Origin of the sequence: Brevibacillus sp. Leaf182, from assembly GCF_001423865.2 — a bacterium.
Classification (GTDB): Bacteria; Bacillota; Bacilli; order Brevibacillales; family Brevibacillaceae; genus Brevibacillus; species Brevibacillus brevis_C.
In genome coordinates, this window is record NZ_LMPN02000017.1 from 119603 (window position 1) to 132449 (window position 12847).

The window sequence follows — 12847 nt, forward strand, 5'->3', positions numbered from 1 at the left end:
TTACTCACTCCTTTTTTGGGAACGGAAGCTCGTAAACTATGATTTGGGATCAAAGATATCTCGCAATGCATCCCCGAGCAGATACACCGTAAAGACGACTGCCGTAATCGCAAGACCGGGAAAAGTAGCGAGCCACCAAGCTTCTCGCAAGTAATTTTTCCCTTCATTCAGCATCGTTCCCCACTCCGGTGTAGGAGGCTGGGCACCCAAACCGATAAAACCCAATGCCGAGGTTCCCAAAATGGCACTCCCTATGAACATAGTCGTATAGACGATCAGCACGTTCGAGATGTTCGGAATGAACTGGCGCGTAATGATCCACCAATTCGAGCTGCCGATGGAGCGGCTTGCTTCCACATAGCCGGATTGCTTGATCGAGAGTGCCGCACCACGGATCAGAATCGAAAAGGCCGGAATCGATGATATTCCGATTGCAATCATCGCATTTTCCTGACTCGGTCCGAGCACAGCTACAATGGCTAGAGCCAGCACAATGCCGGGCAACGCCAGCATGATGTCCATGATTCTCATAATCAGATTATCAACAATTCCTCCGAGGTAAGCACAAGTCACACCAATCAGCGTTCCTGCTACAAACGTCATGACAGACGCCAGCACAGCTACGGTCAGCGTCACTCTTGTTCCGTACAGCAACCGGGATAAAATATCGCGGCCAATCGCATCTGTCCCTAGCCAGAAGTCTTTCGACGGTCCTTGCATAAATGCTTCGTAGTACGTTTTCGTTGGATCATGCGGAGCGATCCACGGCCCGATGATTCCCAGCAAAACAATGCAGAGCATCATCAGGAAGCTGTATTTCGCTTTCTTTTGCTGCATGATCTTCTCCCATAATTCGAAACGAGGCATAGACCATTGCTTACTCCAGAACACGTTACGCCCCCTCCTTCGCGGCGTAGTCAATGCGCGGATCGAGAACCGCGTACAGGACATCAATCAAAATGACAACGAGGACATACACAGCCCCTATAAACAGCGTCGTTCCTTGAATCATCGGAAAATCCCGCGAGCTAATCGCTTGAATCGCCAAAGTCCCCACTCCTGGCCAGCCAAAAACCTGCTCGACAATCACAGCCCCGCCGAGCAATCCAGCCAGTTCCAGGCCAATGACAGCCACAATCGGAATCATCACATTGCGAAACGCGTGCCGCAGCAGCACAATTCGTTCATTCATCCCTTTCGCGCGTGCTGTTCGGATATAGTCATTGGACAAAACCTCCACCATGCCAGCACGAGTGAGTCGGCTGAGTGCGGTCGCCGTCAATATCCCCAAGGTAAACGCTGGAAGAACCATGTCTTTTAGTCCAGTCCCTCCCGCAATCGGAAACCAGCCCAGATGGACGGAGAACACAAGGATGACGAGTAAGCCCAACCAAAAGCCGGGTATGGACATCCCAAAGGTGGAAAAGGTCATGATCGCTCCGTCGATGGGTGTATCCTTGTATTTCGCCGCCAGGACACCCAGCCCGATACCGATCACAACTGCCACCACGAGGCTGGCTACTGCCATTTTTGCTGTCGCGGGAAAACGATCGGCAATTTCTGTGCTGACAGGCCGGCCCGTTTTCAGGGAAGTGCCGAGATCCCCTTTCAAAACACCAGAAGCATAGTCGAGATACTGGACGACCAAAGGTTTGTTCAAGCCCAGCTCTCCGCGAAGCGACTCGATTTGTTCGACAGTCGCCCGCTGCCCCAGCATGATCCGCACAGGGTCACCGGGGATGAGATGAATAAGCAGAAACGTAAAAATGGAGAGTCCAAACAGGACAAGGATGCCCGACAGTAGGCGCTTCACTATATATTGCTTCATGATGTCTTCACCCAGATGTGAGAAACGGTATGAACTTGCTTCTTCTTGTTGTCTTCCGGCACTTTGCTCTCCTCCCTTTTCCTTCACTAACGACACTTGTCGTTATAGTGTCGTTATTAGTTAAAAATAGTCTATTCCAAATTTACAGAAAGTTCAACTCGTTTTTTCTTACTTCATTCAAAAAGAGCATGGTCCTTTTCTACCATGCCCCTTCTGAAGAATCGTTCCGTCCTCATTCCTTGCCGTGCCTCATCTGTAGCAATACGTTTGCCGTTAGCTGTGGATGGCTGAGCGGAAAATGATGCGCGACGGAGAGCCTTTCGATCTCTACATTTGCTTCCCTGAATGCATCCTCTGTTCCTTTTGTCAGTTGATACGTTTTATCCTGTGTCCCCCATACGATCTGGACTGGAAAAGGGAGAGGCTGTGTCGCTACCGCCATTTGCCGGAATTCATTCATCAAATAGCGCAGAACGTCTGTATGCGTCTTGCTGATGCGCGGGGATTTCAGGAGCTTACCTGCCCTGTCTACATAGCCTTTTGGCATTTCCTCCGTGGACTGAAATACTCCTTGCTCAAGCATTGCTTTTTCCAATTTGGCTGACGTTACCTGCTTTTGCAAAAAAAGCTGAAGGAGGGCTGGACTCTTCCCCAATCCCGCCTGCAGCCGAGAATACTTCGGGGCATGCAGGGGTGGCTGCAAAAGGTATAGCTTCTCGATTTTTTCCGGTACTCGCTTTGCTGCCTCCCATGCCAAAAACCCGCCAAATGAATGTCCTGCAAGATGAACCGGAGATGGCATCTGTCGCAATGCCTCGGCCACTGCCTCGATAAAGCCCTCGATCGGTTTTTCGTGATGGTGATAGGGCGATCTGCCAAATCCGGGCAAATCCAGTAACCATACTTCCTGTTCACCCAACTGTTCAGCGAGCGGGAGTAAATCTCTCATCTCACTGAAAAGCCCGTGCACGAGCAGCCACGGAGTACCCGAGCCTTCTTTCTTGTACGCGGCCATGCCTGCGATTTGCTCTCGGTGAAAGTGAGGAGGTACTTTCTGATCCTTGACCGACAAACGGTAGTCGAGATCGGCAATCACACTGGGAAGATACGCCGCTACGTCGTATGCATCGATGCTTTTTTTCGCTTTCATTTGCTGAAAGGGAGCGAGGGGGAAGTCTTTCTTTACGAGAAAATCCATCGAATTGGCAGGTACCCCGAGCAAGCGGCTGCCGCCGTTATGGAGAATTTTTTTCAAGACCGATACCGGGAAAGGAATGGTTGGTGGCTTCATCCGTAATTCTTTAGCCATCAACGAAATCAGCTCTGAAAAAGCTGGCGTGGCACTCCGCTCATTTAAGGCGTAATACGTTCGATGCTCGATGTGATTTGTCTCTACAATCCCCACAATGACCTGGGCAAAATCGTCGACGGAAAGCAAGGGCAGCCACCACTCCTTACCACCGGGAAGAACAGGGATCTTACCACGCCGCATGGAGCTGATCACGAGCCCCAATCCATCTGTTTGTTCTGTGTTCCCGGTGCTTCGCGGGCCTATGATCGTACACGGATTTACCACGACCAGCGGCATTCCTTTTTGATACGCCTCTTGTCTGAGGTATAGATCTGCCAGAAACTTGTATTTCTCGTAGCCCCCTGCCTCTCGATAAAAATCGGTTGGCGCAAAAACATCTGTCGCCAGCTTTCCACTCTCATCGTCAAACGGACTCATGTAGCCAACGATATGAATCAGCTTTTGTAGACGCTGTTGTTTATGCAATTCGTTCGCTAGTGCTGCAAGGTGACTTGCTCCTTGTAAAATCAATTCCCTCCCCACCGTTTCATCCATCGAAATATCCATCGGGGCACCTGCATGGATGATGATAGTTGCGCGCAATACCTGCTCGTAATCGCTCGCTGATAATCCCAAGCCCTCCTTTCGCAAATCACCCCGCACGGCATTGCAATTGGACCTCTCTGTTGGTGTCATCTGCATCAGCAATTCATCCCACTTCTCGGGCGAACGAACCAGCGCCAGCACGGTATGACCAGCTCGTGCCAGCTGTTTTGTTACTTCCTTACCGATAAATCCAGTCGCACCGGTTACAAAAACGACAGCCATTGTTTCTGCCTCCTTTATATTTATAGTACTAATCAGTACTAATTCACTCCAAAAAAATCCTACACTTGAATCAAGTGTAGAAGTGTCTGACCTGCGCCTACGAGTACCTGTGCATGACCCTGCGATTCAGCCATGAGCATCGCTCCTTCCACAATGGTCACGAGCAAGACTGCCGTTTGCTGAATCGAGATATTTTCCTTGAATTCTCCACGGGCGATTCCCTCCACGAGCAGCTTTTCCGCTAGGTTCTGCCATTCGATCAGGAACTCGTTGATTCGCGCTTTGACCTCTGGTATTTGTGCCGACAGCAAGGAAAGGATCGGACAGCCTCCTACACAGGAGCGGCCCTCCAGTTCTTCTGCGATGGTGGTAAAAATCAGACCTACCCGTGCGGAAACAGACAGGTCTGTCCGTTGCAAGATGGCTTCCAGTGCTCCTCTCAGGACGTTGATTCTGTAGCCGAGTACAGCTACGACGAGCTCCTCCTTGCTTTTGAAGTGGTAGTAAATGTTGGACTTGGAGACTTTGCTCTGTGCTACGACGTCATCCATGCTGGTATTCATGAGTCCTTTTTGCAAAAACAAATTGGATGCAGTGGCGATGACATGGTCACGGTTTGAGGTTCGTGTCATGATTAGTACTATATAGTACTAATAGGTGATTGTCAATCAGTGGAGGAGAAGAAAAAGCGCAGTCCTCTTCGACTCTGACACTCCAGCAAGGGAGATTGACTGTTCGTCTCCACTTCAAAAAGGGGAGGCGTTGTCAAGGTCTGCGAGCCCTGCGCTTTTTCTTCTTGCCAGCTTTGTTGATTCAATCGCTACCTTTTAATTTAAAACCTCGTATAAAAAAGAAAAGGTTGATGCCGTCTAATACGGTATCAACCTTCAACCTTTAATTGATCGCAAACCTGTTACATTTCGTTACCGCAGCAAGCATGGCAATCACCAGCTCATTTTCACGGCTATCTCGTGCCCTTCTGAAATAGAGACAGCGCAAAAAGTTCTTGCTGTTCACCCGAGCGATAACTTGAGTACGACTTTTTGGCAGCTCGGCACAGCTTGCTAGACTATTGATCCAGTCAATGAGTTCCTGTTCTGGAAGCAAGTCTTTCTCCATCATCGTATCTACGATGCTCGCGAGACGTTCGTCCTCTTCGTCATTGAAAATGTGCTTTCCGTTATGTAGCACGCCCTGGATCGCTTGAAGAACGTCTCGCTGTACGGCTTCATCGCTCTCTGGGCACTGCACCAGTTCTACGAATACGTCTGCACCGTGCGCAGTACTGTGAGCCCAGCCTCCCTCGGACAAATAGCCGCGTAAATCCTTTTCCTCTTGAAAATAGCGGAGCATGGCATTTTTGACGTGCTGGAAATCGGCAAGCTCCAAAAATGGCTTCTGCCTGTGTCGGCGTAAAATCAAAGCAGTCGGCAATGAAGAGAATGTCCTCGTAAATACGGATGGGTCACCAGCGTTGCCAATCTGATAGAACAAATGCGTATCGTCGGTCAGTTCTCGCAGGAGGCTGCGCAATTGCGCCTCCGTCAGCTTGTCCTCGTCGAGAATCCAATAATAAAATGCCGGGTAGATGAGATTATCCCGCAATTCCGGATCAGGGTCCCCGATGTATTGTAGCAATAGTCCGACGAAATCCTCCAGTTGTTCCCCTTCACGAATCAGGTATTGTTCCTGCTCTAATCTTTGCAGGTCCAGTATAAGCTTGGTTCTTGTATCACTCATGTCTTCATCTCCCTTAACATAAACAAAATTTCCTCAATCACCATTTCCGGTTCATCATGATGAATATAATGCCCGCTACGACCGGCAATTCTTTGCTTGCTTGATGTGGATGTAGATAGCCGCATGAAGTCGGCTTGCAGACGTTGTTCGATTGCTAGGATTTCCTCGTTCGGCCACTCCTCGTCCCACACGTCCGGCAAGCCTCTCGTGATAATTGATATAGGGATGTCACTTTGCCGATAAGAATCAACGATCTCTTGATAGCTCCGTATCTTATCGATCTTCTCGCTGTTTCGCATCGGATTCTCGTAATATTCCCGATTGGCTGCGATCAGGTTGTCAGGCAAAACCTTTTCATAGGCGAGCTCCTTATATTCAGGAGCAGCGTCAACCAAAACCAGCCCCGAAACAAGCTGCGGATATAGACTAGCAAACAGTCTAGCGACCAAACCACCAAAAGAATGTCCGACCAATACACATGGTGGTTCCACCTCAACCTCCTGTAGCAAATCGTATAGCTCCTCGGCCAAATCGCGACAAGTCCGCGGGACGACCGCAGCGACTGCACTCGTGCCGATCCCCGCCCGATCATAGGATAAAGTAGACGCTTCCTGCGAAATGCGGTCTTGAACGATCTTCCATGTCTCACCGCTATCGCCCATTCCTGCTAGGAAGATCACACAAGGTGTCCCACTTTTTCGTGAATACAGCCTATGTATCCGTCGAGACATGATCCCAATCATCCTCCATGTAACGAACCAGCCAATTCAATGCTCTGTGTCTTTCAACGACTACTTCATCATTCAAACCGCCCGCAACCGTGCGATTGTTAATCCGCGCATCCACGCATGCCCAGTCATAACGGTAGATTAGATCTGCTTGGTCGAGAATCTCTTGTTTGCTTCTCACAACCGCATTGCTGTAGAAGGTGTCATAGTCACCTGCACTTCTGAGAGCGTCAATCGCGGTGTTTACATCACAAATGCCATCCGGGAAATGGAGCTCTTCCACATAGCCGAGTGCCCACAGCAGTACCCAGTAGCATTCGTACATCCAAACCATCTGAATCATATCGGTTCGGTCTGGCTGTGGATCATTCAAGAAGTCTCTCTCTTTTTCCGTAAAGAATTCAGCAGCGCCAAACTGCTCAATAATTCCCTCAATGAACTCCCGCTCTTCCTTGATTTGTCCGTTTTCAGCGATCCCTCCGGCATATACCGCAATCAAGCATAGGGCAATCGCTCGCTGAACCATCTCGTCCTTGCTCCTGATGACAGCATCCTCGTCCCCTACGATGACAGGAAGATGCGGGATGTACGGAATGCCCTGCTCCTGCAATAGCTTGATGCTCCGCTCCTTGCGCGCTTCTCCTGACTGGGAGGGCTGAATATGTCCATCGATCAGGTCTACGCTGACGGTCACCAGAAAATCGTCCACTTCGGACTCTCCTGCCGTGTTGAGAATCAGCCTTCCTTGTTTATCGAGCATGTCACCGGTAGGAAGAAAGACGATCCCGTGTACTTCTTCGGCAATCGCCATAATGGCCGCAAACGTCTTCTGGTCGAATTCCTTGCTCGCCACGATTCCTACCGCCACGTTGAGCGCTGTAATTTGGTATAACAGCTTTTGCTGAACTTTCTCGTGTACCGTTTCAATCTGTGCGAAGTAGCCGTACATCCCTTTTTTCATCTGGAGAAACGCTTCTTGGTCATCGTCCTCGCGCATAAGATTGAAGGTGATCTTGCTCTTGCTAAACCATTTTTTATCTGTCACGGTCACGGCCCGCTCGTCTGCGGATACCTCTACCAATTGATCACGAAAAGCCTCGACAATCGCAGCGACGACTTTCTCGCATTGTTGGATAGAGACATAGATGGTGCATTGATTCATCTGGCAAACTCCTTTGCTGGGCAAACATTTTCAAAGTGCCGAATTTTGTGATCAAAAGTCAATTATGGTATTCTTATCCTGTTTAATCAAGCACAAATCTTTATAGTTATCGGCGAATCTATCACGACGATTGAAGGTGAAACCTATGAAAAACATCCTATTAGAGGAGTTCTCTCCCATTTGTCCGATTCAAGCTTTTGTCGAAGAGGATGAGAATGGCGTCTTTTTTTATTTGTGGGATTATCCCGGTGAGGAGCATGCCAGCATTCGCTCTTGTTGGGTAAGAAATTACGGACCTGCACCGGACTTGATCGATTTCGCTGCCATGCAGGATGGTCAAACTCCCATGCTTCCTCGCGATTGCTGCGCTCATCCAGATGGAGCGGACAGGCTGGACCCGGAGCAGCTCTCGATCGTCTGGCTGGAGGAAGGCGATGCAGCGGCGCTTTTGTATGAGGATGAGGTGCTGTGTGTGATTCCTGGCTGGGCTGGCCCTTCCCCGGACGGCTCGCACTATCCTTCGTATGCGCGAGATTGCACCGGAGAATCTGATTTATGCTTTCCGCTGGGAACACCAGAGTCGAACGCCATGTTTGCCCGTATCGAGGCTGCCCAGCATTTTTGGGCGAGCTGGGATGGCAACCCTTGGCCTGACATCCAGCAGCAGTTCATGGACGCGATTACCTCGACTCTTGGCCCAATTAAACAGTATTACGGCATCGACGGCGGTCACTGGCCCCCGAAAGCATTGGTGACCATCGAAAAAGGAGACATTACCTATGCGATGACCCTCGGCGTATCCATTTTGCGTCAGCCAAAAGTCGAGCAGTATACAGAAGAGCCAGAGCAATTACGCCGATTCGAGCTGGCCTTTGCCTGCGAAACCAAATGGCTCGCCCAAAACGAACAGCAATTGCTGGGCTACATCAGCGGCCAAACGTCTCTGCCGTGGTCATATATGACCTTCCTCGCACAAGGTCACACCATTCCGTGCCAGGAAATCAGTCAGATCAACAGCCGCTTCTCCTCCATGCTGCTTGCAAAACCTGAGGATGCACCGAGCCTTCCACTTCCGCTCATGGCGGAAGATCCTGTGAATTTGTTATGGATGATTCCGATTACTGCGGAGGAACAGCAGTATGCGGAAATGCATGGTTCTGAGCAATTGATTCAGCACTCTGCGGGAGAGGGTACGGATTGGATTTTTAACGGGGAATCAAAATTTACGAAATAAATATGACTGGAGTAAAAAAGCCGGGAGGTCGCCGATGAAAATTAGCTTCTTTCCAATCATGTTTATCCTTATTGCTTTCACAATGACAGCCTGTTCTAACGAGAAAACCTTACAAACGAATCAACCCGAGATAGATAGGCTACAAGCTGAAATCACTCAATTGAAAAACAAAAACAAAGAACTCGAAGCCTCTTTAGTTGAGGAAAAACAAAAAAATGATATGAATACTAAAATCTACGAAATACGAGATATCGTTGATCTACAGGCAAGAGAGATTTTTCGAGCTATGATGAGGGATGATGCTGAAAAGGTTAAACAGTATATTTCCAAGCAAGCTGGTGTGGAAGGAAAGAATTTTGTTTATAAAGTGGAGAATGAAATCATAACCATGCCATTTGTTATGGAGGGAAGCACTTTTCGTCAGAGGTCTTTCGGTATATATAAAGATGGGCGATTTATTACAAATTATGAAGTATGGTTAAACGATGAGACTTACTCAGGAACACTAGAATTAGGCTTCATAGAGGAAAATAACGTATGGAAACTAAGTAGTATGCAAGGGGATAGATAAAACATAAAAGCCCTCAAAAACGAGGGCGTCAGGTTGAATATTCTTTCATACAGTGATTCCTAAACCTTCCTTGCCTGCAGTTGACGGTCCTCCTCTTCTGCAGGCTTTGGGCTTTAGACCTTAGACCCACTACAGGTCAAGCAGCTCCATTCTCTCCATCTCTTTCTTCCTCTTTGCCTTCATCGCTCTTCTGCCTTCCGACCAAGCCAATGATAGAATCGCGATCCCACCAATTGCTACCAAGATCAATGTCCATTCGCTGCCTTCTTTAAATAAACCAGTAACATAACCGTAGATCAGGTAGGCAAAAAAGAAGCCCGGGAAAATAGCTCCCCAATAAGCGTGATTCAGTCTGCCGAGTAAATTTTGCATCCCCACAATACCGATCCCAACTAAAAATTGAATCGTCCCCGTACTCATCTGCTTTCATCTCTTTCTTGTTTGTATTTTTCAATAATGAGCTTGGCTACATCCAGACTCATCCGTTCGTCAATGACCAGGTTTTTGATCATTTGCACGAACTCTACTTCCGCTTCCTTGCTATGTAATTCAATCTTTTTAATGATTCGGTCGAGCTTGGCCCTTACTGTTGGGTACGATACACCGTACTCATCAGCCATCCCCTTGAGAGAACCCGAACTGATAATAAACTTCCTGATAAATTCGAGGGTCTCCTTGTCCAGAGCTAGCACCCAAGATGGAATTTCGTCGCGTTCCATGAATCGCCTCGCCTCCTTACTTTAATTATATTAAGATAAACCTTAATTTTATTCAAGTATTTTTTAATAAAATGAAAATTAACCATAAAAAAGGAGCATCCTCAACTGATGCTCCTGATCGTGTCCCCATTCTACTCAATCTTCGTTAATCGAATATCCATCCAATGTGCCCAACGCTCATCATTGCCCAGCAATTCCCAAGTACCAATGAGCGCGTTGCCATCAACACTAAACGTACCGGTAAAACGCTCGGTTGTCCCTGTGATCGTCCAATCTCTGCCCAATAAATTCGCATGGTAGGAAGCCACGCTTCCGTAATTGTCATAAGCGTGCGTGAAGTACATTTGATTAGTCGCATCATAGCCGATGATCTCAATGGTCTTGACTTCTTTATCCCCCATCATGCCATCTACATGGTGAATGAGAAAATATCCCCCAGGCAGCCATTCGTAGGTATCGGTTGCTTTCAACTTTGCGGCTGGCCCAGCAGGACTTTCCATAATCAGTCCCTCCGTCACCCATTTCCCCACAAAAATGTTCAGACGTGTAAGAGCTGGATCAGGATCGGGTGCCTCTTGAGAAATAGGATTGACATGTTCATTCATCATTCGGAATACCTCCTCATCGGGCAGTGAATTACTGTTAATTCTAGAGCTTTCATGAATGACATGCTTCTTATGGATTGCTATTTCACTTCCCCCGAGCGAATAAAAACCCCGCCCCTCATGATGAGAAGCGGGATCACCTATGTTTTTTTGAACGTCTTTCCTGTTACTGCATCCAGCCTAAAGCCAGAAATCGTGTCCACCGTTTTTATGTTTGTTTTTGTCCTATGAAAAAAACCACCCTCTCAGGTGGCGGTTTTCATGACCCGTGAGCAGTAGATAGCGACTCTTCTGGTACCTCTGTTTGAAAATGTTCTCCCCATTCTCGCAAATACTCAATGACAGGTCCCAAGCCTTGCCCTAGCTCGGTCAGTTCGTACTCTACTTTTGGCGGAACGACCGGATACACTTTACGCTTTACGATTCCTGCTTCCTCCAACTCCCGCAATTGTTCTGCTAGCATTTTATGATTCACACCGATTATATTTTTCTTTAATTCTCCGTACCTTTTTTTCCCTTTGAGAAGCTGACAAATGATTGATACCTTCCATCGTCCCGCAAAAACTGAGACGGCAAGCTCGATCGGGCAAGGATATTCCTTGCCATTTAACAGGTACCTCATCGCTGGTTTCTTCTTCATCCCACTCACTTCCCTTTTCGTAAGTATTAACCGAAAAAGTGCGTACTTACTTTTCTTTAGTGTATTTGGTATGCTCAGTTTTGTAAATCGCCCATTTTCTATCAATGGTTTCATAAACTTATTCGAAAGTAGGATGACATTATGCGTAAAGATCAAATCATAGAAGCTTATCAATTCAGACATGCTTGCAAAGAGTTTGATGCGGATAAAAAAATTACGAATGAAGACTTTGACTTTATTATGGAGACTGCTCGCCTGTCGCCGAGCTCCTTTGGTTTTGAGCCATGGAACTTCCTCGTGCTGCAAGATCCGACTCTTAGAGAAAAGCTGTTACCCGTTACATGGGGTGCGCAAAAACAACTGCCGACCGCAAGTCATTTCGTCATCGTACTGGCGCGGACCAAACAAGAAATGGCCGCTGATTCCGATTATATCCAGCGTATGATGAAAGATACGCAGGAGCTGCCAGAAAACGTCGTACAACAAAAAGGCGCTGCCTACGATCACTTCCTGAAAAACGATTTCGCCCTGTTTGATGACGAGCGAGTCATGTTCGAATGGGCATCCAGACAGACCTACATCGCACTTGGCAATATGATGACGTCTGCTGCGATGATCGGCATTGATTCCTGCCCCATTGAAGGCTTTGCAAAAGAAAAGGTCGAGGATATCCTAGCAGCGGAGGGCCTCCTCGACAGAGAGCGCTTCGGCGTCGCTTGCATGGTCGCATTTGGCTACCGTAAAAATGAGCCCCGTGCGAAAACGAGACAAGCGAAGGAAGAGGTTATTCGTTATATCGGGTAAAGCTAATGATTAGTTACACATAAAAAGCATTCGAATTCCGAATGCTTTTTGTCGTTTTATATAAATTTCAGTGAGTCTTCCTTAAACAATAAATGTGAAAAATCGGTGAACAAAACTAGCATATATTTACAATTATCCAAAAAATTGATATGTTTTATTTGTCCCATATTTTTACATACCCAGGAGGAATTTACATGAAAAAGTTTGCTACTACTGGTCTACTTGCCCTAACACTCGTACTAAGTACATCTGCATCCGCATTTGCTGCCGTTTACCCTGACAATGAGCCTAACAACCGAAGAGATGACGCAAATATTTTTCATGTAGCTGATGGAAATCAAATCAACGGGAAGCTGGATAGAGATAACGGAGACCAACAAGATTATTTCAAGTTTACGCCTACCGTAGATCAGAAAGTCCGTTTTCAAATAGCCTACTCGAAAGCTAATAAGCAAGAATTCAAACTAATATTGGGTTCAAACGAGACTACTTTAACGAAAGACTATTTCGATGTAAATTTAGTTGCTGGAAGAGAATACACTTTTAAAGTTGAAGGACACTCTTATGATTTGGACAACAACAACTTCAACTATTCCGTATATACTTACGTGTTGCCAAACTAATAAACATTAAAAGGTCGCCAGCAATGGCGACCTTTTTGCATATGAAACATGAAAACAGCCATCGTACAAAACGA

General features: G+C 47.3%; 15 protein-coding genes. 4 read left to right on the forward strand and 11 right to left on the reverse strand.

The annotated features are described in order from the left end of the window. Nucleotides 1-36: 36 nt before the first annotated feature. The 7 genes from ASG16_RS07030 to ASG16_RS07060 form a co-directional block, all read right to left on the reverse strand. Complete coding sequence (locus ASG16_RS07030) at nucleotides 37-891, reverse strand: ABC transporter permease (RefSeq protein WP_056495408.1); 855 nt, start codon at nucleotides 889-891, stop codon at nucleotides 37-39. A gap of 1 nt (nucleotide 892) precedes the next feature. Then, nucleotides 893-1828: a nickel ABC transporter permease gene (gene nikB / locus ASG16_RS07035; protein WP_056495692.1), complete on the reverse strand. Its 936-nt coding sequence runs from the start codon at nucleotides 1826-1828 to the stop codon at nucleotides 893-895. Nucleotides 1829-2060: 232 nt separating this feature from the next. After that, on the reverse strand, nucleotides 2061-3947 hold the full coding sequence (locus ASG16_RS07040) for an alpha/beta fold hydrolase (protein ID WP_056495405.1): 1887 nt from the start codon (nucleotides 3945-3947) through the stop codon (nucleotides 2061-2063). A gap of 59 nt (nucleotides 3948-4006) precedes the next feature. Then, complete coding sequence (locus ASG16_RS07045; RefSeq protein WP_056495403.1) at nucleotides 4007-4579, reverse strand: TetR/AcrR family transcriptional regulator; 573 nt, start codon at nucleotides 4577-4579, stop codon at nucleotides 4007-4009. 262 nt (nucleotides 4580-4841) lie between these two features. Beyond that, nucleotides 4842-5687, reverse strand: coding sequence for a DUF2785 domain-containing protein (locus ASG16_RS07050; RefSeq protein WP_056495399.1), 846 nt, complete (start codon nucleotides 5685-5687; stop codon nucleotides 4842-4844). Beyond that, nucleotides 5684-6418 carry an alpha/beta fold hydrolase gene (locus ASG16_RS07055; RefSeq protein ID WP_082517305.1) on the reverse strand — a complete coding sequence of 245 codons (735 nt, stop codon included), beginning with the start codon at nucleotides 6416-6418 and terminating at the stop codon, nucleotides 5684-5686. Before ASG16_RS07055 ends, ASG16_RS07050 begins: the two co-directional genes overlap by 4 nt. Further along, nucleotides 6399-7577, reverse strand: coding sequence for a DUF4272 domain-containing protein (locus tag ASG16_RS07060; RefSeq protein ID WP_056495396.1), 1179 nt, complete (start codon nucleotides 7575-7577; stop codon nucleotides 6399-6401). The genes ASG16_RS07055 and ASG16_RS07060 overlap by 20 nt, the downstream gene beginning before the upstream one ends. Nucleotides 7578-7722: 145 nt before the next feature. Between ASG16_RS07060 and ASG16_RS07065 the strand changes: the two genes are divergently transcribed. Together ASG16_RS07065 and ASG16_RS07070 are read left to right on the forward strand one after the other, a co-directional pair. Next, on the forward strand, nucleotides 7723-8811 hold the full coding sequence (locus tag ASG16_RS07065) for a suppressor of fused domain protein (RefSeq protein ID WP_056495393.1): 1089 nt from the start codon (nucleotides 7723-7725) through the stop codon (nucleotides 8809-8811). 34 nt (nucleotides 8812-8845) lie between these two features. Next, on the forward strand, nucleotides 8846-9382 hold the full coding sequence (locus ASG16_RS07070; RefSeq protein WP_056495390.1) for a hypothetical protein: 537 nt from the start codon (nucleotides 8846-8848) through the stop codon (nucleotides 9380-9382). A 129-nt stretch (nucleotides 9383-9511) separates the two neighbouring features. On the opposite strand, the gene ASG16_RS07075 is transcribed toward ASG16_RS07070, so the two are convergent. From ASG16_RS07075 to ASG16_RS07090, 4 genes are all read right to left on the reverse strand, one after another. Then, the gene (locus ASG16_RS07075) at nucleotides 9512-9802 is read right to left on the reverse strand and encodes a hypothetical protein (RefSeq protein WP_056495387.1); all 291 of its coding nucleotides are present in this window, start codon (nucleotides 9800-9802) and stop codon (nucleotides 9512-9514) included. Further along, nucleotides 9799-10101, reverse strand: coding sequence for a DUF2089 family protein (locus ASG16_RS07080; RefSeq protein WP_056495384.1), 303 nt, complete (start codon nucleotides 10099-10101; stop codon nucleotides 9799-9801). Before ASG16_RS07080 ends, ASG16_RS07075 begins: the two co-directional genes overlap by 4 nt. 131 nt (nucleotides 10102-10232) lie before the next feature. Further along, nucleotides 10233-10709, reverse strand: a complete 477-nt coding sequence (locus ASG16_RS07085; protein ID WP_056495381.1) for a DUF1579 family protein — start codon at nucleotides 10707-10709, stop codon at nucleotides 10233-10235. A gap of 256 nt (nucleotides 10710-10965) precedes the next feature. Continuing rightward, the gene (locus ASG16_RS07090; RefSeq protein WP_056495379.1) at nucleotides 10966-11346 is read right to left on the reverse strand and encodes a winged helix-turn-helix transcriptional regulator; all 381 of its coding nucleotides are present in this window, start codon (nucleotides 11344-11346) and stop codon (nucleotides 10966-10968) included. 141 nt (nucleotides 11347-11487) lie between these two features. Between ASG16_RS07090 and ASG16_RS07095 the strand changes: the two genes are divergently transcribed. Then, nucleotides 11488-12150: an NAD(P)H-dependent oxidoreductase gene (locus ASG16_RS07095; RefSeq protein WP_056495376.1), complete on the forward strand. Its 663-nt coding sequence runs from the start codon at nucleotides 11488-11490 to the stop codon at nucleotides 12148-12150. A 194-nt stretch (nucleotides 12151-12344) separates the two neighbouring features. Beyond that, complete coding sequence (locus tag ASG16_RS07100) at nucleotides 12345-12773, forward strand: hypothetical protein (protein WP_056495373.1); 429 nt, start codon at nucleotides 12345-12347, stop codon at nucleotides 12771-12773. Nucleotides 12774-12847 lie beyond the last annotated feature (74 nt).

Coding starts and splice junctions, on each gene's coding strand:
- ASG16_RS07065 (WP_056495393.1), top strand. CDS start 7,723: ATGAAAAACATCCTATTAGAGGAGTTCTCTCCCATTTGTCCGATTCAA.
- ASG16_RS07100 (WP_056495373.1), top strand. CDS start 12,345: ATGAAAAAGTTTGCTACTACTGGTCTACTTGCCCTAACACTCGTACTA.
- ASG16_RS07040 (WP_056495405.1), bottom strand. CDS start 3,947: ATGGCTGTCGTTTTTGTAACCGGTGCGACTGGATTTATCGGTAAGGAA.
- ASG16_RS07095 (WP_056495376.1), top strand. CDS start 11,488: ATGCGTAAAGATCAAATCATAGAAGCTTATCAATTCAGACATGCTTGC.
- ASG16_RS07060 (WP_056495396.1), bottom strand. CDS start 7,577: ATGAATCAATGCACCATCTATGTCTCTATCCAACAATGCGAGAAAGTC.
- ASG16_RS07085 (WP_056495381.1), bottom strand. CDS start 10,709: ATGATGAATGAACATGTCAATCCTATTTCTCAAGAGGCACCCGATCCT.
- ASG16_RS07055 (WP_082517305.1), bottom strand. CDS start 6,418: ATGTCTCGACGGATACATAGGCTGTATTCACGAAAAAGTGGGACACCT.
- ASG16_RS07045 (WP_056495403.1), bottom strand. CDS start 4,579: ATGACACGAACCTCAAACCGTGACCATGTCATCGCCACTGCATCCAAT.
- ASG16_RS07080 (WP_056495384.1), bottom strand. CDS start 10,101: ATGGAACGCGACGAAATTCCATCTTGGGTGCTAGCTCTGGACAAGGAG.
- ASG16_RS07090 (WP_056495379.1), bottom strand. CDS start 11,346: ATGAAGAAGAAACCAGCGATGAGGTACCTGTTAAATGGCAAGGAATAT.
- ASG16_RS07070 (WP_056495390.1), top strand. CDS start 8,846: ATGAAAATTAGCTTCTTTCCAATCATGTTTATCCTTATTGCTTTCACA.
- ASG16_RS07050 (WP_056495399.1), bottom strand. CDS start 5,687: ATGAGTGATACAAGAACCAAGCTTATACTGGACCTGCAAAGATTAGAG.
- nikB (WP_056495692.1), bottom strand. CDS start 1,828: ATGAAGCAATATATAGTGAAGCGCCTACTGTCGGGCATCCTTGTCCTG.
- ASG16_RS07075 (WP_056495387.1), bottom strand. CDS start 9,802: ATGAGTACGGGGACGATTCAATTTTTAGTTGGGATCGGTATTGTGGGG.